Below are 20578 nucleotides of genomic sequence, written 5' to 3'. Positions count from 1 at the left end.
CCCCGCCCCTTCCCGAGACTGGGGCTCCGCCCCAGACCCCGCGCCTCAAACGCCGGCGAGGCTGGATTTCAGCCCCTCCGGCGTTTGAGGAGCGGGGTCCGGGGCGGAGCCCCGGGAAACGACCACCGCGAGGAACCATGACCACCACCGCGATCACCAACATCGGCAGCCTCGTCACGAACGACCCCGCCCTGGGCGAAGGCCCCCTCGGCCTGGTCGAGAACGCCGCGGTCGTCATCGACGGCGACCGCATCGCCTGGGTCGGCGCAGCCGGCAAGGCCCCGGCCGCCGACACCGCGTTCAACGCGAACGGCCGCGCCCTGATCCCCGGCTTCGTCGACTCCCACTCCCACCTCGTCTTCGCCGGCGACCGCACCGCCGAGTTCAACGCCCGCATGTCCGGCCGCGCCTACTCCGCCGGCGGCATCCGCACCACCGTCGCCGCCACCCGCGCCGCCACCGACGCCGAGCTCGAAGCCAACCTCCTGCGCCATCTCGACGAGGCCCGCCGCCAGGGCACCACCACCTTCGAGACCAAGTCCGGCTACGGCCTCACCGTCGCCGACGAGGCCCGCGCCCTGCGCATCGCCGCCGCGCACACCGAGGAGGTCACCTACCTCGGCGCGCACATCGTCTCCCCCGACTACGCGGACGACCCGGCCGGCTACGTCGACCTCGTCACCGGCGAGATGCTGGCCGCCTGCGCCCCGTACGCCCGCTGGGTGGACGTCTTCTGCGAGAAGGGCGCCTTCGACGGGGACCAGGCCCGCGCGATCCTCACCGCCGGCGCCGCCGCCGGCCTGGTCCCGCGCGTCCACGCCAACCAGCTGGGCCACGGCCCCGGCGTGCAGCTCGCCGTGGAGCTGGAGGCCGCCTCCGCCGACCACTGCACCCACCTCACCGACGCCGACGTGGACGCCCTCGCCCAGGCCGCCGGCACCACCGTCGCCACCCTGCTGCCCGGCGCCGAGTTCTCCACCCGCGCCCAGTGGCCCGACGCCCGCCGCCTGATCGACGCGGGCGTGACCGTCGCCCTGTCCACGGACTGCAACCCCGGCTCCTCCTACACCAGTTCCATGCCGTTCTGCATCGCGCTCGCCGTCCGCGACATGCGGATGACGCCCGACGAGGCCCTCTGGTCGGCCACGGCCGGCGGGGCCCGCGCCCTGCGCCGCGGCGACATCGGCCGCGTCACCCCCGGAGCACGCGCCGACCTGGCCCTGCTGGAGGCCCCCAGCCACGTCCACCTGGCCTACCGGCCGGGTGTCCCGCTCGTTTCCGCGGTGTGGCAGAAGGGTGTCCGCGCACACTGACGAAGGGTCAATTCCGGCCTGTCCTTTGTCTTCCCTCCGTAAGGCCCCGGGCGTACCTTGAGCCACCAATCTGATGTGTCGTCAGTAACTTGTGGTCCCGAGGTCCGAGGGGAAGACGAAGGTGTCCGACCGGAAACGCTCCACCGCGCTCGCGCTGGCCTCCGCGCTGGCGGCCGGATCGGCGGTCCTGCTGGCCGCCCCCGCAGCCCACGCCGACGTCGTCGACGTGGCGTACGACTGCAAGACCCCGATCGGGGACAAGTCGGCGGTATCGCCCATCGACATCAAGGCCGTCAAGGAGGGCGACGGGTACAAGCTGACGATGTCCTTCCAGAAGGGCGTCTCGTCCAGCCCCGTCGAGCTCGGCAAGGGCGCGATGAGCCCGAGCGCCGTCATCCTCGTCGACGGCGCCGAGAAGGTCTCCGTACCGGTCTCCGGCGCGCCCAACCCCGAAGCGGTGCCCGCCAACACACCCATCAAGATCACTGACCTGTCGGGCACCTACACGCCCAAGAAGACCGGCAAGGCCACCTTCACCGCCGGCGTGCTCACCATCAAGGCGCTTGGCACCACCACCACCTGCACCCCCGGCAACAGCCCCAAACCGTCCCTGGAACTGGACGTCACGGCCGCCGGCGGCTCGGGCGGATCGCAGACCGGCGGCGGCTCCGGCGAGGACACCCTCCCGCAGACCGGACCCACCGACTCCGCCCTCGCCCTCGGCACCCTCGGCGGCACCGTGCTGCTCTCCGGCGCCGCCGGCGTGCTCTGGCTGACCCGGCGCGGCCAGCGGGCCCGGTCCTGAACGGAGCACGCCCGGCCATGCCCGTGCTCCCCACCATCCGCAGGCTCGGGGTGCTGCTCCTCGCGGCCGCCGCCCTCCACACGGCGGCCGCCGCGGCCCCGGCCGCCGCCGACGAGCCCGGCTGGACCGCCGAGCCCGCCGCCGGGACGGCCGCCGCCCGGCCGCCCGGCAGCGCCCGCCCGTACTTCTACCTCTCGGGGCCCGCCGGCACCGTGCTGGAGGACCGCCTCGCCCTGGTCAACACCACCGATCAGGAACACACCGTCACCCTGCGCGGCGCCGACGCCTACAACACCGCCGACGGCGCCCTCGCCGTGCGCCCGGTCAAGGAGTCCACCGAGGCCGGGGCCTGGATCAGCTTCGGCGCCGGAGCCACGGTGAAGGTCCCGCCCCGCACCCGCGCGGTCGTCCCCTTCACCGTCACCGTCCCGCCCGCCTCCCCGCCCGGCGACCACCCCGCCGCCGTGGTCGCCACCGAAGCGGGCCGCGAGGTGGGCGTACGGGTCCACCTGCGGGTCGGCGGGCCCACCCTGGCCGCCCTCACCGTCGAGGACGTCGCCGTACGCGGCAAGGGCTCGGCCGCGGTCGTCGCCTACACCCTCGTCAACCGGGGCAACGTGGCCCTCACCCCCGAGCTCGCCCTCCACGCCGAGGGCCTCTTCGGCGAGGTCCCCGGCCGCGGCGCCCGCGCCCTGCCGGTGGAACTCCTGCCCGGCCAGCGCGTGGAGCTGACCGAACCCTGGCCCGGAGCCCCGGTCCTCGACAGGGTCCGCCTCGGCCTCACGGTCACCGCCCCCGGCGGCGCCCGGGCCACCGCCGGCGCCTCCGCGTGGTTCGTGCCCTGGGGCATCGCGGCGTGGACCGGCCTCGGCCTGCTCCTCCTCGGCGGGACCGCCCTGGCCGCGCTGCTCCTCGTACGCACCCGGCGGACCCGCCGGGACCAGCCGGACGGCGCGCCGCCCGCGGCCGGGCCGGCGACCCGAGCACCGGAACACGAACTGACGGGAGCCGCCAGGTGAGAAGACTCGGAGCCCTGCTCGCCGCCGGGCTGGCGGTGTGCGCGCTCGCGCTGCTCCCGGCGGCCCCGGCCGCGGCCGCGGACGGCAAGCCCGCCGTGACGCTCTCCCTCCAGGAAGCCGCCAAGGGCACCGAGATCACCGTCAACGGCACCGGCTGGCCCGCCAAGTCCCTGGTGATGCTGCTGGTCTGCGGACAGAACATGATCGGCGGCACCAACAGCTGCGCCAACGCCGACGGCAGGGCCGTCTCGGTCGCCGACGACGGCCGCTTCGCCGCACAGCTGCCCGTGGTGGCGCCGCCCAAGCCCTGCCCGTGCGTCGTCAACGTCACCTCCGTCAACGGAGACCAGTCCACCGTCGCGACCGCCCTGAAGATCACCGACCATCCGGTGGCCGAACTGCCCGCCGAATCCGGCACGGCCCGCCTCGCGATGCTCACCGGGGTGCGGCTGGAGGGCGACGACGGCGTGCTGACCTGGTTCGGCGCCCCGCCGAGCCGGAAGTTCAAGGTCACCGTCGGCAACCTCGGCTCCGCCCCGGTCAAGGACCCGGTCTTCCAGCTCGGCACCGCCCACGGGGTGTTCGCCCCGCTGTGGGAGGAGGCCCGCTGGAAGGGCACGATCCCGCCCGGCGGCAAGGCGGAGATCGCCCTGGACGCGACCCTGACCGCGGGCGCGTACGGCGACTACACGATCTCCCTCAAGTACGGCGAGACGGTCGTGGCCACCCAGCCCTGGGGCGTGGACCGCCCGTACGGGGTCCTGCTCTTCTGGGGCCTGCTCCTGCTGGTGATCCCGGCCGCGGTGTTCCGTATCGGCATGGCCGTCGTCGACAAGGTCCGGCCCCGCACCCCCGGCGCGAGCGGCCGCCACCGGGGGGCGCGGCTCCCCGAGGCGGCGGCTGCCGTGACGGCCCGGCTGCCGAGGATCCCCGCCGTCCGGGGCCGTGCGCCGGCCGGGTCGCAGCCGCCGGAGGATTCCCCCCAGACCACCACGGCGGTCCTGCCGTGGTTCACCCCGGACAGCGCGCCGGGCTCAGCACCACAGGCGTCCGCACCGTCTGAGAACCGTTCGACGACGAAGGGACCACAGTGAAGACCCAACGGAGGGTGAGCGCGGCCGTGGTCGCGCTGCTGCTCGGCGGCGCGGGCATCGCCATGGCGGCTTCGCCCGCCCAGGCCGCGGAGACCACATTCAAGGTCAAGTGCGTTCCGCCGGCCGGCGGCGGCGACCCGGTGGAGGGCGAGACCACCGCCAAGATCACGGCGCCGGCCACCGCCAAGGTCGGAGACGAGGTCGACGTCTCCTGGGAGACCGTCAAGCCGGCCTCCAACAACACCGACCTGATGGTGATCCCGAAGGACTCGGTCCAGCCCACCGGCTGGATCACGCTGGGCGGCGGCGCGGGCGAGCTCAAGGTCGTCGGGGAGAAGAAGAACCCGGAGATCCCCAAGAAGGCGCCCATGGTGATGTCCACCATGAAGGGCAAGCTGAAGCTCACCAAGGCCGGCAAGATCACCCTGACGCCCGGCAAGTACGAGGTGGCCGTCACCTTCTCGTTCGGCACGTTCGTCACCAAGTGCGCCCCCGTGGGCGAGGTGAGCGCGGCGGCCACCATCGACGTGGCGGCCGGCTCCAGCGGCGGCACGACCAACGGCGGCACGACCAATGGCGGCACCACGAACGGCGGCACGACCAATGGCGGCACCACGAACGGCGGCACGACCAACGGCGGCACCACGAACGGTGGCACCACCAATGGCGGGACCACGAACGGCGGCAGCACCAACGGCGGCAGCACCACCGGCGGGGGCGGCGGCCAGACCGACTTCCCGGGCAAGGCCGTCGAGGTCGCCTTCGACTGCGGTCCCGTCGTCCCCGGCGGCATCAAGACCCCGGTCACGATCAACGCCAAGAAGAACGGCGGCAGCTACGACCTGACCGTCAAGACGGCGAAGGGCGCGATGGCGGCGCCCATGGCCCTGCCCGCGGGGGCCCTCAAGCCCTCGATGGACGTCAAGCTCGGCGGCGCCGACAGCGGTGTGGTCAAGGTCTCCGGCCCGGCCAACGCGGAGCCCATCCCCGACAAGGCCCCGGTCAGCCTCAGCGACATGACCGGGACCTACAAGCCGGGCAAGAGCGGCAAGGTCACGCTGAGCCCGGACCAGCTGACGATCGACGTCACCATGGCCCCGGGCTCGACGCCGATCAACGTCCCCTGCAAGGCGACCAGCAGCGGCGTCTCGCTGGAGCTGGACACCACCGCCCAGCCGGGCGGCTCGGGCTCCCCGTCGACGACCGGCGCCACCACCTCCAACCCGGGCGGCGGCCTCGCCGAGACCGGCGCCGAGGACGAGGGCGGCATCAAGGCCCTGGCCCTGGTCGCCGGCACGGTGATCCTGCTCGGCGGCGCGGTGTTCACCTTCACCCCGTGGCGCCGCCTGCGCGGCACGCGCTAGACACGCGGAACGGCCCGGCGCACCGTGTGGTGCGCCGGGCCGTTCCCTTGCTTCCCGCGGGCGGGGTGCGTCAGTGGACGCCGCCCATGAGGGCCTGAACCTTCTTGCGGTACGCGTACACCGCGAAGCCGGCCAGGGCGGCGGCGGCCGCCTGGAAGCCGATCACCCACGTGCCGTTCAGGTCGACACCGGCGATGGACAGCAGGCTGGTGGTGCAGTCGCCCGCGGTGACCGCGAGGAACCAGACACCCATCATCTGGGAGGCGTACTTCTGCGGGGCCATCTTCGTGGTGACCGAGAGGCCGACCGGGGAGACGCACAGCTCACCGATGGTCTGGATCATGTAGATCGAGACGAGCCACATCGGGGAGACCTTGGTGTCGCCCGTCGCCATGCCCATCGGGACGATGAAGACGAAGAACGAGGCACCGATCAGGACCAGACCCATCGCGAACTTCACGATGGTGTTCGGCTCCTGGTTCTTGCGCGACAGCCACAGCCACATCCACGCGAAGACCGGGGCCAGGGCCATGACGAAGAGCGGGTTCAGCGACTGGTACCAGGTGGCCGAGAAGTCGAAACCGAAGACGGTGTCGGCGGTCTTGGAGTCGGCGAACAGGGACAGCGTGGAGCCACCCTGGTCGTAGATCATCCAGAAGACGGCGGCGGCGATGAAGAACCAGATGTACGCGGTCATCTTCGACTGCTCGGAACCCGAGAGGTCCTTGTCGCGCTTGATGCGCGCCAGGACGGCGATCGGGATGATCAGGCCGGCCAGCGTCAGCGGAACCAGGGCCCAGTTGAGCGTGTACATGCCCATGGCGACCACGGCGCCGTAGAAGACCGCGATGCCCGCGGCCACGAGGACGGCCTTGGTGAGGACGGCCTTGCGCTCCTCCGGCGTCAGCGGGTTCGGGACCTCGCTGCTCTTCGGGCTCAGGTTCTTGGTGCCGATCAGGAACTGGGCGAGGCCCAGGCCCATGCCGACGGCCGCGAGCGCGAAGCCCAGGTGCCAGTTGTGCTCCTTGCCGATCGTGCCGACCACGAACGGAGCGACGAAGGCGCCGAGGTTGATGCCGATGTAGAAGAGGGTGAAGCCACCGTCACGACGCGGGTCGTCCGGGCCGTCGTACAGGTGGCCGACCATCGTGGAGATGTTGGCCTTCAGCAGACCGGAGCCGGCCGCGACCAGGATCAGACCGACGAAGAACATCGCCTGGCCGGGGAGGGCCAGCGACAGGTGACCCGCCATGATCACGAAACCGGCGATGGCGACCGTCTTGCGGGCGCCCCAGACGCGGTCACCGAACCAGCCGCCGGGCATGGCCATGAGGTAGACCATCGACACGTACACGGAGTAGATGGCCGTGGTCGTCGCCGCGGTCATCGCCAGGCCGCCGCCCTGGCTGCCCGTGGCGGCGTCAGCGCCGCCCGAGACCAGGTAGTAGACCAGAAGGGCGCGCATGCCGTAGTAGGAGAAACGCTCCCACATCTCGGTCATGAACAGAGTGGCCAGGCCACGGGGGTGTCCGAAGAAGGTCTTCTCCGCGGACGGAGCCGCGGAGTCCCTCGTCAGGCTGGAAGCCATGGTCGATCCTTGCTTGCTCGGGACGCTTGGCTTCGTGAGCTCATCAGCGCCCGGTGGGGGGTGGCCGGCACCGGCGACGGAGGCCCTGCCCCACGCCCTGGGGTCCGCCCCCCTCGTGCGGGGAGCGAAGGAACATCCGTAACCGGGATCCACGCCCTCGCGCATCATCACGCGACGGGCCCGGCCCACAGGTCATTCACTGTCATCAAGTCCGGTCGGGTCAGTCCGTCAAGACTGCCCGGCCGGTCAGGACAGAAATAGAGACCTTTGGCTCGCTTTTCGGCACAAAGGTCCCTGAGGTAGTGCATCAGGCGTCTCGCCACCATACGACACGACACGGTGGCATATGAATGCACTTGAGATATGGATCACAGGCGACGCGGGAACCGTTCACCCTATTCGAAGGTGCTTAGTAGTTCATAAGCGCAGATAGACAGGGGTGTGCAGGCAGGACCCTGGTTTCACCTCGTGCGGACTACCATCACCCACATGACGCGTGTACTGCTCGCCGAGGACGACGCATCCATCTCGGAACCCCTGGCCCGCGCTCTGCGCCGGGAGGGGTACGAGGTCGAGGTCCGGGAGGACGGCCCCACCGCCCTGGACGCCGGACTGCAGGGCGGCGTCGACCTCGTCGTCCTGGACCTGGGCCTGCCGGGCATGGACGGCCTGGAAGTCGCCCGCCGGCTGCGAGCCGAAGGCCACGGCTTCCCGATCCTGGTCCTCACCGCCCGCGCGGACGAGGTCGACACGGTCGTCGGCCTGGACGCCGGCGCCGACGACTACGTGACCAAGCCCTTCCGGCTCGCCGAACTGCTGGCGCGCGTCCGGGCCCTGCTCCGGCGCGGCGCCACCGAGGCCACCCAGGCCCCCGCCACCCACGGCGTGCGCATCGACGTCGAGTCGCACCGCGCCTGGATGGGGGAGGAGGAGCTCCAGCTCACGGCCAAGGAATTCGACCTCCTGCGGGTCCTGGTCCGCGACGCCGGCCGCGTCGTCACCCGCGACCAGCTGATGCGCGAGGTCTGGGACACCACCTGGTGGTCCTCCACCAAGACCCTCGACATGCACATCTCCTGGCTGCGCAAGAAGCTGGGCGACGACGCCGCCAACCCCCGGTACATCGCCACCGTCCGGGGCGTCGGCTTCCGCTTCGAGAAGAGCTAGTACGTACTGAGCCATGCGCCGCCGCCTGATCAACTCCACGCTCGCCGTGGTCCTCGTCGTGATCGCCGTCTTCGGGGTCTCCCTGGTGATCGTGGAGACCCGGACCATCACCAGCAGCGCCCAGGACCGGGTCGAATCCGAGGCGCTGCGGCTGGTGGGCATCGTCGAGTCGAACGTCCTGGAGCGGAAGGCGATCGACCCCGAAGCGCTCGCCGAACAGCTCGACACCGGCCGCTACGCCAGGATCACGGTCCCGGGGCAGCAGCCCGTCGAGGTGGGCGACCGGATCCCCGAGAGCGTCATCCGGGGCACGGCGCGCGGCGAGCAGGGCGAGGTCGTGGTCGTCGAGGAGTCCCGCTCGACCGTCACCAAAGAGGTCGGGCGGACCCTGGCCGTGGTCGGCGCCGTGGCCCTGCTGGCCGTCGTGGCGGCCGTCCTGCTGGCCGTGCGGCAGGCGAACCGGCTGGCCTCGCCCCTCACCGACCTCGCCGAGACCGCCGAGCGGCTGGGCTCGGGCGACCCCCGGCCCCGGCACAAGCGGTACGGGGTCCCCGAGCTGGACCGCGTCGCGGACGTACTGGACTCCAGCGCCGAGCGGATCGGCCGGATGCTCACCGCCGAGCGGCGGCTGGCCGCGGACGCCTCGCACCAGCTGCGCACCCCGCTGACCGCGCTGTCGATGCGGCTGGAGGAGATCACGGTCACCGACGACCTGGAGACCGTACGGGAGGAGGCGACCATCGCCCTCACCCAGGTGGAGCGGCTCACGGACGTGGTGGAGCGGCTGCTCACGAACTCGCGGGACCCGCGGACGGGCTCCGCGGTCCCCTTCGACCTCGACGAGGTCGTCAAGCAGCAGGTGGAGGAGTGGCGGCCCGCCTACCGCAGCGCCGGGCGGGCCATCGTGCGCTCCGGGAAGCAGGGCGTACGGGCCGTCGGGACCCCGGGGGCGGTCTCCCAGGTCCTGGCGACGCTGGTGGAGAACGCCCTCATGCACGGTGGCGGCACGGTCGCCCTGCGGACCCGGGTGATCGGCAACCAGGCGGTGCTGGAGGTCACGGACGAGGGGCCGGGGGTCCCGCCGGACCTCGGCAACCGGATCTTCGAGCGGGCCATCAGCGGCCGCAACTCCACCGGGATCGGCCTCGCGGTCGCCCGGGACCTCGCGGAGGCGGACGGCGGGCGCCTGGAGCTGCTCCAGACGCAGCCGCCGGTGTTCGCCCTCTTCCTCAGCCGGACGGCGCCGGAGCGCGTCGAGCCGGAGGCCACCGTCCGCTGAGCGGCGCCGGGCCGCCCGGCTCCGCGGCGGCTAGTTGTTCGCGGGCTCGGGCTCCGGAAGGGGCTCGGGCGTGCGCTCGGGCCTGCGCATCGGGGCCGGCCCGGGCACCGGCTCGGCCGCGGGAGCCGTGGCGGCCGGGGGCAGGGCCTTGAAGACCCAGGTCCGGTAGGACCAGAAGCGGAAGACGGTGGCGGTACCGATGCCGATGAACTTGAACACGTTCGTCGCGACCGGGCCGTCCCACCCGAAGCCGTAGGTGGCGGTGTACAGCACGCCGTTCTCGATGACCAGGCCGATCGCGCTGAAGGCGGCGAACAGGACCAGCTCGCGGGTGCGGCCGCTCTTGGCGCGGTCCCGGTAGGCGAAGTAGCGGAAGCCGATGTAGTTCGTGGCGATGGCCACGACGGTGGCTATCACGCTCGCGCGCACCACCTGGAGGTCGGTGGTGTGCCGGATCAGGTTGAAGACACCCAGGTTGACCAGCACACCCAGACCCCCGACCGCCCCGAACTTCGCGACCTCGCGGACGAGGGCGCGGGCGCGTTCGAGGACAGATCCGTTCCCCGGCGTGCTCATCAGATGGTTCAGTCCCTGTCGGTCACCGCCCGGTGAGGGGCGTCCGGTGTTTCTCGGTCAACCCGCCCATCGTAAGTGTCGCCCCTGTGGTCCGTCTGTGCCTTCGGGCCCCGTGCGACGCACGGCACACCGGCGGCCCGACGGGTCCGCGCCAGGGCTGCGTCCGGATGGCGGAATACCGCCGGATACCCTGGAGGAGTGACGTTCCCGGTAGTCGGCATGGTCGGCGGCGGACAGCTCGCCCGCATGACCCACGAGGCGGGTATCCCCCTCGGCATCAGATTCAAGATCCTCAGTGACACCCCACAGGACTCGGCGGCCCAGGTCGTGAGCGACGTCGTCATCGGCGACTATCGCGACCTGGAGACGCTGCGCGCTTTCGCGCGCGGCTGCGACGTGATCACCTTCGATCACGAGCACGTACCCACCGAACACCTCAGGGCCCTGGAAGCGGACGGCATCCCCGTCCGCCCGGGGCCCGACGCGTTGGTGCACGCCCAGGACAAGGGGGTGATGCGCGCCAAACTCGACGAGATCGGCGCGCCCAGCCCCCGCCACCGGATCGTGCGCGATCCGGCGGACGTGGCGGCCTTCGCGGACGAGGTGGGCGGGTTCCCGGTCATCCTCAAGACGGTGCGCGGCGGGTACGACGGCAAGGGCGTGTGGTTCGTCCGCACTCCCGAGGACGCGGAGGCGCCGTTCAAGGCAGGTGTCCCCGTCCTCGCCGAAGAGAAGGTGGACTACGCCCGCGAGCTCGCGGCCAACATCGTCCGCTCCCCGCACGGCCAGGCGGTGGCCTACCCCGTCGTCGAATCCGTCCAGGTGGACGGGGTCTGCGACACGGTGATCGCCCCCGCCCCGAACCTCTCGGAAGCCCTGGCGGGCGAGGCCCAGGCCCTCGCCCTGCGCATCGCCAAGGAACTCGGCGTGACCGGCCACCTGGCCGTGGAGCTCTTCGAGACCACCGACGGCCGCATCCTCGTCAACGAACTGGCCATGCGCCCGCACAACAGCGGCCACTGGACCCAGGACGGCGCCGTCACCTCCCAGTTCGCCAACCACGTACGCGCGGTCCTGGACCTCCCGCTGGGCGACCCCCGCCCCCGCGCCAAGTGGACGGTCATGGCGAACGTGCTCGGCGGTGACTACCCGGACATGTACGCGGCGTACCTGCACTGCATGGCCCACGACCCGCAGGTGAAGATCCACATGTACGGCAAGGACGTGAAACACGGCCGCAAGGTCGGCCACGTCAACACCTACGGCGACGACCTGGACGATGTGCTGGAGCGCGCACGCCACGCTGCCGACTACCTCAGAGGAACGGTCACCGAATGAGCACCTCCCCAGCAGGCTCCGCCATCGGCATCGTCATGGGCTCCGACTCGGACTGGCCGGTCATGGAGGCCGCCGCCCAGGCCCTGGACGAGTTCGAGATCCCGTACGAGGTCGACGTCGTCTCCGCGCACCGGATGCCGCGCGAGATGGTCGCGTACGGGGAGGAGGCCGCCGGCCGCGGCCTCAAGGCGATCATCGCGGGCGCCGGCGGGGCCGCCCACCTGCCGGGCATGCTCGCCTCGGTCACCCCGCTGCCGGTCATCGGCGTGCCGGTGCCGCTGAAGTACCTCGACGGCATGGACTCGCTGCTGTCGATCGTCCAGATGCCCGCCGGAGTTCCCGTCGCCACCGTCTCGGTCGCCGGGGCGCGCAACGCCGGGCTGCTCGCCGTACGGATGCTGGCCGCTCACGACACGGAGCTGCTGGCCCGCATGCGCGAGTTCCAGCAGGAGCTGAACGACCAGGCCACCGAGAAGGGCAAGCGGCTGCGTACGAAGGTCGCGGGCGCGGAGTCCTTCGGATTCGGCAAGTGAGCGCGGCGCAGCGCCTGGCCGAGGCGCGCGAGCTGCTGGCCGAGCACCCCGTCGTGGACGGCCACAACGACCTGCCCTGGGCGCTGCGCAAGCAGGTCCGCTACGACCTGGACCTGCGGGACATCGCCGGTGACCAGTCGGCGTACCTGCACACGGACATCCCGCGGCTGCGGGCCGGCGGTGTCGGCGCGCAGTTCTGGTCGGTGTACGTGAGCACCGAGCTCACCGGCGACGACGCGGTCAGCGCCACCCTGGAACAGGTGGACGCGGTCGACCAGCTGATCGACCGTTACCCCGCCCACCTGGCGCGGGCGCTGACGGCGGACGACATGGAGGCGGCCCGCGCCGAGGGCCGGATCGCCTCGCTGATGGGCGCCGAGGGCGGCCACTCCATCAACAACTCGCTCGCCACCCTGCGCGCCCTGCACCAGCTGGGCGTGCGGTACATGACGCTCACGCACAACGACACCATCGACTGGGCGGATTCGGCGACCGACGAGCCCCGGCACGGCGGTCTCACCGGGTTCGGGCGCGAGGTCGTCCGCGAGATGAACCGCGTGGGCATGCTGGTGGACCTCTCGCACGTCGCCGCGACGACGATGCGCGACGCCCTGGAGGCCACCTCCGCGCCGGTGATCTTCTCGCACTCCTCCGCGCGCGCGGTCTGCGACCACCCGCGCAACATCCCCGACGACGTGCTGGAGCGGCTCCCGGCCAACGGCGGGGTGGCGATGGCCACCTTCGTGCCGAAGTTCATCCTCCCGGCGGCCGTCGAGTGGACGCTGGCCGCCGACGAGAACCTGCGGGCGCACGGCCTCCACCACCTGGACACCACGCCCGAGGCGATGGCCCTGCACCGGGCCTTCGAGGCGCAGCGCCCGCGCCCGGTGGCCACGGCGGCGACGGTGGCCGACCACCTGGACCACATGCGCGAGGTGGCCGGCGTCGACCACATCGGCATCGGCGGGGACTACGACGGCACGGCTTTCACCCCGTCCGGGCTGGACGACGTGGCGGGCTACCCGAACCTGATCGCGGAGCTCCTGGCCCGCGGCTGGTCGAAGCCCGACCTGTCCAAGCTGACCTGGTCCAACGCCGTACGGGCCCTGCGCGACGCGGAAGCGGTCTCCCGCGACCTCTCCTCTTCGCGGGGACCGTCGAACGCGGTGCTCTAGCCCGGCCTCGCCGGCGTGTGCGGCGCGGGGTGCGGCTGCGCGCAGCGGCACCCCGCCCGCCCGGCAACGGCAAGGGCCGCCACCCGAATGCCACATCCGCCGGGCGGCACACACACCCCGCGTGTCACGGTGGCTCCATCTCTCCCTGCTGCCGCCGAGACCGGAGCGAACGCCATGGCCGACCTGCAGGATGAACCCCACTCCGTGGGCATCGGAGCAGAAGACCTACCCGCACCCACCGAGCTGGCCGGCGCCCTCGACCGGGCCGCCGTGCTGCTGTCCGTCCATCCCGTCGCCGACGGGTGCAACAACCTCGTCTGGACGCTGCGCCAGAGCCCGTACCACGACATCGACAAACCGGGCGACCACGGCATCGACACCGACATCCCGCGCCTGCGTGCGGGCGGGGTCGGCGCGCAGTTCTGGTCGCTGCTCGTCCCTCCCGGCCGACCGCCCGAGGCGGCGGACGCCGCGGACCAGATGGTGTCCGACACCCTGGAACAGATCGACGTGGCGCTGGCCCTGATCCACCGCTACCCCGACAGCCTGTGCCTCGCGCGCACCGCGGACGACATGGCCGACGCCCGCAACCGCGGCCGGATCGCCTCGTTCCTCGGGCCCGTGCCCGGCCGTACGCTGACCGATTCCCTGGGCGCGCTGCACGCGTTCCACGCCCTGGGGGTACGGATCCTCGCCCCGGCGGGAGCGCCCTGGGTGGACGAGGGCCTGACGGCCTTCGGTCACGAGGTGGTCCACGAGGCGAACCGGCTGGCGGTCGTGCTGGACCTCGCTGGCTGCACACCGGCCGCGGCCTGCCAGCTGGCGGCCGCCTCCAAGTCCCCGGTGATCATCTCCAACACGGCCGCGGCGGCGCTGAACCCGCATCCGGGGAACGTGACCGACGAGGTCCTGCTCGCGCTGCGGGCGGCGAACGGCGTCGCGATGGTCACCTTCGACACCGCGCGCACCGGGGACTCCCTGCACGCGGTGGCCGATCACCTCGATCACGTCCGCGCGGTCGCGGGCCCCGAGTGCGTCGGCCTCGGCGCCGCCTTCGGCGCCGAACCCCGCAGCCCCCGCCCGGCCGGTCTGACCGACCCCTCGGGCTACCCGCTGCTGATCGCGGAGCTCCTGGAGCGGGGCTGGCCGGAGTCCGAGCTCTCCCTGCTGACCTGGGGCAACGCCCAACGGGTCATGCGCGACGCGGAGTTCATCTCCCGCGCCGCCCACCACCGCCGGACCTAGTCCCTCTAGTCCCTGCAGAGGCACACGGGGTGCCCGGCCGGGTCGGCGTAGACCCGCCAGGACCGGCCCCGGTCCTCCGTGTCCAGGGGCTTCGCGCCCAGGGCGAGGATGCGCTCCTCGGCCGCGTCGAGGTCCTCGACGGTCAGGTCCAGGTGGAACTGCTGCGAGCCCTCGGGGGAGGGCCACTGCGGCGGGACGTGCCCGGGGGCCAGCTGGAAGGCCAGCGGGGTTCCCTCGTGGCCTTCCAGGTCCACCCAGCTCTCGTCCTCGGCGGCGGGGCTGCCGCCCAGGAGGCCGGCGTAGAAGGTGGCGAGGGCGAGCGGGTCGGGACAGTCGAGGACGACGGTGCCGAGCTTGGCGACGGCCATGGTTGTCTCCCTGGGTTACCGGTAAGCCGCGCTGACTGGTAACTCAGACTGTACGCGTTACCGCTTGGCACCTCCAAGAGGTAACGTCATGGGTTATGAGCGGACGCGCACCGGCACCCGGCGGCCTCGCGCTGGTGGAACGCCTCGTCAACACGCTGAGCGTGGACACGGGGGACGACCGCCTCGCGGCCGACTTCGGGCTGTCCGGGGCGGCCCTCGCCGACGCGGCGGAACTCCGCGAGGCCCTGCGCGGGGCCCTGCTGGCCCACGCCGGCCACGCGCTCCCGCCCGGCGCCGCGGACCACCTGAACCGGCTCCTCGCCGCCGCCCCGCTGACCGTACGCATCGACCCGTCGGGTTCCGCGGCCCTCGCCCCGGCGGGCGGGCCGACGCTGCTCGCCCGTATCGCCGAGGCCATCGCCGAGGCCTCCGCCGCCGGCACCTGGCCCCGCCTGAAGGCCTGCGCGGCGGACGACTGCCGCTGGGCGTACTACGACCGCAGCCCCGCGGGCCGCGGCCGCTGGTGCACGATGTCCGTCTGCGGCAGCCGCGCGAAGATGCGCACGTACCGCTCCCGAACCTAGGCCCGGGGGCGGCCCATCGCCCGGTACGTCCAGCCGGCCGCCCGCCACCGCTCGGCGGCAAGCGCGTTGCGGCCGTCCAGGATCAGCCGGTCGGTCACCACGGCCCCGAGCTCCGCCGGGTCGAGGTCACGGAACTCCCGCCACTCCGTGAGGTGCAGCACGACCTCCGCCCCCCGCGCCGCCGCCACGGCGGAATCGGCGTACCCCAGCGTCGGGAAGACGCGCCGGGCGTTGTCCATGCCCTTGGGGTCGTAGACGGTGACCTGCCCGCCCTGGAGGTGGATCTGCCCGGCCACGTTCAGCGCGGGCGAGTCCCGGACGTCGTCCGAGTCCGGCTTGAACGTGGCCCCCAGCACCGCCACCCTCTTGCCCAGGAACGAGCCGCCCACCGCCTCGCGCGCCAGCTCCACCATGTGCCCGCGCCGCCGCATGTTGATCGAGTCGACCTCCCGCAGGAAGGTCAGCGCCTGGTCGGCGCCCAGCTCGCCGGCCCGCGCCATGAACGCCCGGATGTCCTTCGGCAGGCAGCCGCCGCCGAAGCCAATCCCGGCCCGCAGGAACTTCGCGCCGATCCGCTCGTCGTAGCCGATGGCCTCCGCCAGCTTGACGACGTCGCCGCCCGCGGCCTCGCACACCTCCGCCATCGCGTTGATGAAGGAGATCTTCGTCGCGAGGAAGGAATTGGCGGCGGTCTTCACCAGCTCCGCCGTCGGGAAATCGGTGACCACCAGCGGCGTACCCTCGCCCATCGGCGTCGCGTACACCTCGCGCAGCAGCTTCTCGCCGCGCTCGCCCTGTACGCCGATCACGATCCGGTCGGGGTGCAGGGTGTCCTGCACGGCGAAGCCCTCCCGCAGGAACTCCGGGTTCCAGGCGAGCTCCACCCCCTCGCCCGCCGGCGCCAGCGCGGCCAGCTTCGCCGCCAGCCGCTCCGCCGAGCCCACCGGCACCGTGGACTTGCCGACCACCAGCACCGGCCGCGTCAGGTGCGGGGCCAGCGATTCCATCGCCGCATCGACGTACGACATGTCGCACGCGTACTCCCCGTGCTTCTGCGGAGTGTTCACGCACACGAAGTGGACGTCGCCGAACTCGGCGACCTCCTCCCACGACTGCGTGAACCGCAGCCGCCCCGTGGAACCCGGCAGCCCGGCCACGTGCGCGCCCAGCAGCTCCTCCAGCCCGGGCTCGTACATCGGCACCCGGCCCGAGGCCAGCATCTCGATCTTCTCCGGCACCACGTCCAGCCCGAGCACCTCGAACCCGAGCTCCGCCATCGCCGCGGCGTGCGTGGCGCCGAGGTAGCCGGTGCCGATCACAGTGATCCTGAGGGGGGCCATGGGTGCTCCAGAGGTGCGGGGCCGTTTGCGGCCACTGAGCATAGTCGGGCCGGGCAGGGGGGACGTTCCCCCGGAGCGCGCCCAGCCGGCACCGCTGTCATGCAGCTCACGTGGGCCGTGCATATCGCCATGCGTGCGCCGGACACTAAGATTTGGGTTACTTAACGGTAGTTAGCATCACGCATCATCACTGGGGAGTGAGAGATCTTGGCGGGTTCTGCCGACTTCGACCTGTACCGCCCGGCCGAGGAGCACGACATGCTCCGCGAGTCGGTCCGCGCTCTCTGCGAGGCCAAGATCGCGCCGTTCGCCGCCGCGGTCGACGAGGAGTCCCGCTTCCCCCAGGAGGCCCTCGACGCCCTGGTCGCCAATGACCTGCACGCCGTCCACGTGCCCGAGACCTACGGCGGCGCGGGCGCCGACGCCCTCGCCACCGTCATCGTGATCGAGGAGGTGGCCCGCGTCTGCGCCTCCTCCTCCCTCATCCCGGCGGTCAACAAGCTCGGCTCGCTCCCGGTGATCCTCTCCGGCTCCGAGGAGCTCAAGGCCAAGTACCTCGGCCCGCTCGCCAAGGGCGACGCGATGTTCTCCTACGCGCTCTCCGAGCCCGACGCGGGCTCCGACGCGGCGGGCATGAAGACCCGCGCGGTGCGCGACGGGGACTTCTGGGTCCTCAACGGCGTCAAGCGCTGGATCACCAACGCGGGCGTCTCCGAGTACTACACGGTCATGGCCGTGACGGACCCCGAGAAGCGCTCCAAGGGCATCTCCGCGTTCGTCGTCGAGAAGTCGGACGAGGGCGTCTCCTTCGGCGCCCCCGAGAAGAAGCTCGGCATCAAGGGCTCCCCGACGCGCGAGATCTACCTCGACAACGTCCGGATCCCCGCCGACCGCATGATCGGCGCCGAGGGCACCGGCTTCGCCACCGCCATGAAGACCCTGGACCACACCCGCATCACCATCGCGGCCCAGGCGCTCGGCATCGCCCAGGGCGCCCTGGACTACGCCAAGGGCTACGTCCAGGAGCGCAAGCAGTTCGGCAAGCCGATCGGCGACTTCCAGGGCGTGCAGTTCATGCTCGCGGACATGGCCATGAAGATCGAGGCCGCCCGCCAGCTGACGTACGCCGCTGCCGCGAAGTCCGAGCGCGTCGACACCGACCTCACCTTCTTCGGCGCCGCGGCCAAGTGCTTCGCCTCCGACGTGGCCATGGAGGTCACCACGGACGCCGTCCAGCTGCTCGGCGGCTACGGCTACACCCGTGACTACCCGGTGGAGCGCATGATGCGCGACGCGAAGATCACGCAGATCTACGAGGGCACGAACCAGGTCCAGCGCATCGTGATGGCGCGGAACCTCCCGTAACGGGCGGTACGTGCTCTGACCTGCACTGACGAGGAAGGCTCCGGCTGCGGCCGGGGCCTTCCGGCGTTCCGGGGGCGTGGCTAGTCTGTGCGCCGACAGGTCATCGGGCAGGTCATCGGGCTGTGGTTCAGGGCGGGAAGAAAAGATGTCCGTACAACGGTTGGTCGCGCACACGCTCCAGCAGATCGCGCGCCAGGACGTGTTCCAGATCGGCCCGGAGAGCTCTCACCGCCGCGCGGCCGCCCTGGTCCACATCGCCGAGCAGTACGGCTTCGAGTACGGGGAAACACGGCGGACCGGCCACAAGAACACGCTCGTCGCGGTCCTCATGTACCGCGACGCGCGCCCCGAGGCGCGGGCCCGTGAGGCGGCCACCATCACCGCCCACCCGCAGGCCGGGAACGGCGGGACGGTGCCCGGGATGCGGCCCGGTTCGCTCAGGCCCCTCCCCGAGGCAGAGCAGGCCGTCGCCCTGGCGAAGGACCGCATCATGTACGACGTCATGGCCCAGGCCGCGGACAGGAAGCAGAAGCTGATCGCGTGGGGATGCTGCGCGGTCCTGCCCCTCATCCTCCTCGTCGCCGGGATGCCGCTCGGCGCGCTGTTCGGCGGCGCCGCGATGGCCGGCTTCCTGCTCGCGGCCTTCAAGTTCGGGGCGGTCCGCCGGCAGAAGATCACACAGCGGCTGACCGAGGCCGGCTTCGTGACCGTCCGGGACGAACACGGTCGCACGCGGTTCCTCCGCCCGGGGCAGCAACTCCCGGGCCACGCAAACCCGTTCGCGGCCTGACGGCGCACGCAGGCGGGGCTCTGCCCTGTCGGTGCCTTTACCGAGCCTCAGTCCGGCGAGCGGGGTCGGCTGCGTCGGCATGTCGCTCAGGTGAGGCGGGCTGCGGGGCGCTTCGCCTGGGCGGGGCCTTCACCCCCCTCTCACCACGACCGCGCGGCAGTGGTTGCCCACCCGCCCCCCTCGGCGCCGATGCCGAGGCTCGGCAGTCCGGGGAGCGGGGGTCGGTCTCGTCGGCATTTCGCTCAGGTAGGGCGGGCTGCGGGGCGGGGGGTTCGGGGCGCTTCGCCTGGGCGGGGCCTTCACCCCCCTCTCACCACGACCGCGCGGCAGCGGTTGCCCCCCGCCCCCTCGGTAGCCAGACCGAGACTCGGCAATCCGGTGAGCGGGGTCGGTCTCGTCGGCATTTCGCTCAGGTAGACCGGCCAGCCGGTCGGCGGCTTCGGGGCGCTTCGCCTGGGCGGGGCCTTCACCCCCCTCTCGCCACGACGGCGCGGCAGTGGCTGCCCACCCGCCCCCCGCGGTAGCCAGACCGAGACTCGGCAATCCGGTGAGTGGGGTCGGGCTCGTCGGCATTTCGCTCAGGTAGACCGGCCAGCCGGTCGGCGGCTTCGGGGTTCGGGGCCCAGCGACCCGGTATTCAGGGAGGGTTGGGGGTTTCCCGTCAGTCTCATCGTCTCTCCGGGTCGGGCCGGTCCCTCAAGGGCGCTCCCTGCGGTCGCGTCGCTTCGCGATGGCCTTCGGCCACCCTTGACCGACCGGCCCGACCCGGAAATCCGAAGACTGCCGGGAAGCCCCCAAAAGAACGGGCCGGTTCAGAGACACATGCACGAGCCGGCCAGGGAAGTGCGGGCCCGCTTCCCCAGGCCTGCCAGGCCCCACCACCCAGGCCGGGCGGTGCCCGGGCCCGGGCATGAGGGGGCTGCCGCCCGGGCCCTGGGTTGGGGTGTTCCGGGTCGGGGCGTCGCTACCTGCACGAAACAGCGGTGAGAAGCCCGTCGGGAGCCGTCGGCGCGTCAAATCGCTACGCGCTCCTCGTATTTCGGCGTCCGGCGGCCGTCTGTGGCTGGGAATAGGCCGCCACTGATCGCTACGTGGCCGAGGTGAGTGGGCGGCGATCTGCCCGTTATGGGCCGGTCGTAAGCCCAGGGCTCTACCTCAGAGGGCAGAGCAGCTCTGGGCTGGAACGGTTCGGGGAGCAGGACACCAAGGCGACCGAATGGAACACGGTTCCCTTGAGGTAGTGCCCAAGTGACACGTCCCCTCCGCAGGCCGTTCGGTCCACCGCTGATTTCACCAGCAGCGCGAGGCGGGTTGCTTCCCGCTCCGCCTCCGAGGCGAACCGTGGGGCGAACTCGGTGAGCTGGAGGCCGAGCCATTCCCCGGCCTCTTTCGGCTCCTCCCAGGTGCCTCGGACCGTGGAGGCGGGTTTGATCAGCCAGTGCGCGGTCTGGAGCGGCGGCATGTCGGTGGTCGGGAACTCCGCAACGGCCTGCCGGTGCCGGTCGATCACCTCGGCCGGGCTGTGCGGCGTCGGGGCCTGGCTCGGCGGTGGCCGTCGGAGGCTCTCTTTGTCGAAGGCTTGTTTCTCACCGAGCCAGGCGTAGCCGTGGATGTGCACTGCCGCTCCCTTCCAGG

The 20578-nt window shown here is 71.9% G+C and carries 19 protein-coding genes; 14 read left to right on the top strand and 5 right to left on the bottom strand.

All coding sequences use genetic code 11. The features are described 5' to 3' along the window. The first annotated feature begins 137 nt into the window (after positions 1–137). The 5 genes from hutI (at position 138) to ACFTXQ_RS31480 (ending at position 5595) form a co-directional block, all read left to right on the top strand. A complete protein-coding gene (gene hutI, locus ACFTXQ_RS31500) occupies positions 138–1313 on the top strand; it encodes an imidazolonepropionase (RefSeq protein WP_382647435.1) in 1176 nt (391 codons plus the stop codon). Positions 1314–1434: 121 nt separating this feature from the next. Beyond that, complete coding sequence (locus tag ACFTXQ_RS31495; RefSeq protein WP_382647432.1) at positions 1435–2118, top strand: LPXTG cell wall anchor domain-containing protein; 684 nt, start codon at positions 1435–1437, stop codon at positions 2116–2118. Positions 2119–2135: 17 nt separating this feature from the next. After that, positions 2136–3137: a hypothetical protein gene (locus tag ACFTXQ_RS31490; RefSeq protein ID WP_382647430.1), complete on the top strand. Its 1002-nt coding sequence runs from the start codon at positions 2136–2138 to the stop codon at positions 3135–3137. Further along, positions 3134–4231, top strand: a complete 1098-nt coding sequence (locus ACFTXQ_RS31485; protein ID WP_382647427.1) for a hypothetical protein — start codon at positions 3134–3136, stop codon at positions 4229–4231. Before ACFTXQ_RS31490 ends, ACFTXQ_RS31485 begins: the two co-directional genes overlap by 4 nt. 14 nt (positions 4232–4245) lie before the next feature. Then, positions 4246–5595, top strand: a complete 1350-nt coding sequence (locus tag ACFTXQ_RS31480; RefSeq protein WP_382647443.1) for a hypothetical protein — start codon at positions 4246–4248, stop codon at positions 5593–5595. 70 nt (positions 5596–5665) lie between these two features. On the opposite strand, the gene ACFTXQ_RS31475 is transcribed toward ACFTXQ_RS31480, so the two are convergent. Then, the gene (locus ACFTXQ_RS31475; protein WP_382647425.1) at positions 5666–7183 is read right to left on the bottom strand and encodes a peptide MFS transporter; all 1518 of its coding nucleotides are present in this window, start codon (positions 7181–7183) and stop codon (positions 5666–5668) included. A 489-nt stretch (positions 7184–7672) separates the two neighbouring features. Between ACFTXQ_RS31475 and ACFTXQ_RS31470 the strand changes: the two genes are divergently transcribed. Both ACFTXQ_RS31470 and ACFTXQ_RS31465 read left to right on the top strand, forming a co-directional pair. Next, positions 7673–8350: a response regulator transcription factor gene (locus tag ACFTXQ_RS31470; RefSeq protein WP_382647422.1), complete on the top strand. Its 678-nt coding sequence runs from the start codon at positions 7673–7675 to the stop codon at positions 8348–8350. A gap of 13 nt (positions 8351–8363) precedes the next feature. Next, positions 8364–9629 carry an ATP-binding protein gene (locus ACFTXQ_RS31465; RefSeq protein ID WP_382647419.1) on the top strand — a complete coding sequence of 422 codons (1266 nt, stop codon included), beginning with the start codon at positions 8364–8366 and terminating at the stop codon, positions 9627–9629. Between the two features lie 30 nt (positions 9630–9659). On the opposite strand, the gene ACFTXQ_RS31460 is transcribed toward ACFTXQ_RS31465, so the two are convergent. Beyond that, the gene (locus ACFTXQ_RS31460; protein ID WP_382647417.1) at positions 9660–10205 is read right to left on the bottom strand and encodes a GtrA family protein; all 546 of its coding nucleotides are present in this window, start codon (positions 10203–10205) and stop codon (positions 9660–9662) included. A 219-nt stretch (positions 10206–10424) separates the two neighbouring features. Here ACFTXQ_RS31460 and ACFTXQ_RS31455 point away from each other — a divergent pair, with 219 nt between their 5' ends. The 4 genes from ACFTXQ_RS31455 (at position 10425) to ACFTXQ_RS31440 (ending at position 14496) form a co-directional block, all read left to right on the top strand. After that, a complete protein-coding gene (locus ACFTXQ_RS31455) occupies positions 10425–11543 on the top strand; it encodes a 5-(carboxyamino)imidazole ribonucleotide synthase (protein ID WP_382647441.1) in 1119 nt (372 codons plus the stop codon). After that, complete coding sequence (purE, locus tag ACFTXQ_RS31450) at positions 11540–12076, top strand: 5-(carboxyamino)imidazole ribonucleotide mutase (protein ID WP_382647415.1); 537 nt, start codon at positions 11540–11542, stop codon at positions 12074–12076. The genes ACFTXQ_RS31455 and purE overlap by 4 nt, the downstream gene beginning before the upstream one ends. Continuing rightward, positions 12073–13251, top strand: a complete 1179-nt coding sequence (locus ACFTXQ_RS31445; protein WP_382647412.1) for a dipeptidase — start codon at positions 12073–12075, stop codon at positions 13249–13251. Before purE ends, ACFTXQ_RS31445 begins: the two co-directional genes overlap by 4 nt. A gap of 174 nt (positions 13252–13425) precedes the next feature. After that, positions 13426–14496, top strand: coding sequence for a membrane dipeptidase (locus tag ACFTXQ_RS31440; protein ID WP_382647410.1), 1071 nt, complete (start codon positions 13426–13428; stop codon positions 14494–14496). A gap of 5 nt (positions 14497–14501) precedes the next feature. On the opposite strand, the gene ACFTXQ_RS31435 is transcribed toward ACFTXQ_RS31440, so the two are convergent. Beyond that, positions 14502–14864 carry a VOC family protein gene (locus tag ACFTXQ_RS31435; RefSeq protein ID WP_382647408.1) on the bottom strand — a complete coding sequence of 121 codons (363 nt, stop codon included), beginning with the start codon at positions 14862–14864 and terminating at the stop codon, positions 14502–14504. Positions 14865–14959: 95 nt separating this feature from the next. Between ACFTXQ_RS31435 and ACFTXQ_RS31430 the strand changes: the two genes are divergently transcribed. After that, positions 14960–15448, top strand: a complete 489-nt coding sequence (locus ACFTXQ_RS31430) for a CGNR zinc finger domain-containing protein (RefSeq protein ID WP_382647405.1) — start codon at positions 14960–14962, stop codon at positions 15446–15448. On the opposite strand, the gene ACFTXQ_RS31425 is transcribed toward ACFTXQ_RS31430, so the two are convergent. After that, positions 15445–16788 (bottom strand): UDP-glucose dehydrogenase family protein, encoded by a 1344-nt coding sequence (locus ACFTXQ_RS31425; RefSeq protein WP_382647402.1) that lies wholly within the window; start codon positions 16786–16788, stop codon positions 15445–15447. The two genes, ACFTXQ_RS31430 and ACFTXQ_RS31425, sit on opposite strands and share 4 nt — an antisense overlap. Positions 16789–16995: 207 nt before the next feature. Between ACFTXQ_RS31425 and ACFTXQ_RS31420 the strand changes: the two genes are divergently transcribed. Beyond that, positions 16996–18153: an acyl-CoA dehydrogenase family protein gene (locus ACFTXQ_RS31420; RefSeq protein WP_382647399.1), complete on the top strand. Its 1158-nt coding sequence runs from the start codon at positions 16996–16998 to the stop codon at positions 18151–18153. Between the two features lie 145 nt (positions 18154–18298). Further along, positions 18299–18943: a hypothetical protein gene (locus ACFTXQ_RS31415; protein ID WP_382647396.1), complete on the top strand. Its 645-nt coding sequence runs from the start codon at positions 18299–18301 to the stop codon at positions 18941–18943. A gap of 1150 nt (positions 18944–20093) precedes the next feature. On the opposite strand, the gene ACFTXQ_RS31410 is transcribed toward ACFTXQ_RS31415, so the two are convergent. Next, positions 20094–20561: a hypothetical protein gene (locus ACFTXQ_RS31410; RefSeq protein WP_382647393.1), complete on the bottom strand. Its 468-nt coding sequence runs from the start codon at positions 20559–20561 to the stop codon at positions 20094–20096. Between the last annotated feature and the right edge of the window lie 17 nt (positions 20562–20578).

It is taken from the genome of Streptomyces sp. NPDC057010, assembly GCF_042673805.1.
Lineage (GTDB): Bacteria > Actinomycetota > Actinomycetes > Streptomycetales > Streptomycetaceae > Streptomyces.
The sequence above is the reverse complement of the archived record's forward strand: the minus strand, read 5'-3'. Positions and strand labels throughout refer to the sequence as shown.

Excerpts from the sequence above, each read along its gene's own strand:
- ACFTXQ_RS31435 (WP_382647408.1), bottom strand. The coding sequence starts at position 14,864 with ATGGCCGTCGCCAAGCTCGGCACCGTCGTCCTCGACTGTCCCGACCCG.
- ACFTXQ_RS31460 (WP_382647417.1), bottom strand. The coding sequence starts at position 10,205 with ATGAGCACGCCGGGGAACGGATCTGTCCTCGAACGCGCCCGCGCCCTC.
- hutI (WP_382647435.1), top strand. The coding sequence starts at position 138 with ATGACCACCACCGCGATCACCAACATCGGCAGCCTCGTCACGAACGAC.
- ACFTXQ_RS31490 (WP_382647430.1), top strand. The coding sequence starts at position 2,136 with ATGCCCGTGCTCCCCACCATCCGCAGGCTCGGGGTGCTGCTCCTCGCG.
- purE (WP_382647415.1), top strand. The coding sequence starts at position 11,540 with ATGAGCACCTCCCCAGCAGGCTCCGCCATCGGCATCGTCATGGGCTCC.
- ACFTXQ_RS31415 (WP_382647396.1), top strand. The coding sequence starts at position 18,299 with ATGTCCGTACAACGGTTGGTCGCGCACACGCTCCAGCAGATCGCGCGC.
- ACFTXQ_RS31455 (WP_382647441.1), top strand. The coding sequence starts at position 10,425 with ATGGTCGGCGGCGGACAGCTCGCCCGCATGACCCACGAGGCGGGTATC.
- ACFTXQ_RS31425 (WP_382647402.1), bottom strand. The coding sequence starts at position 16,788 with ATGGCCCCCCTCAGGATCACTGTGATCGGCACCGGCTACCTCGGCGCC.
- ACFTXQ_RS31440 (WP_382647410.1), top strand. The coding sequence starts at position 13,426 with ATGGCCGACCTGCAGGATGAACCCCACTCCGTGGGCATCGGAGCAGAA.
- ACFTXQ_RS31475 (WP_382647425.1), bottom strand. The coding sequence starts at position 7,183 with ATGGCTTCCAGCCTGACGAGGGACTCCGCGGCTCCGTCCGCGGAGAAG.
- ACFTXQ_RS31430 (WP_382647405.1), top strand. The coding sequence starts at position 14,960 with ATGAGCGGACGCGCACCGGCACCCGGCGGCCTCGCGCTGGTGGAACGC.
- ACFTXQ_RS31470 (WP_382647422.1), top strand. The coding sequence starts at position 7,673 with ATGACGCGTGTACTGCTCGCCGAGGACGACGCATCCATCTCGGAACCC.
- ACFTXQ_RS31465 (WP_382647419.1), top strand. The coding sequence starts at position 8,364 with ATGCGCCGCCGCCTGATCAACTCCACGCTCGCCGTGGTCCTCGTCGTG.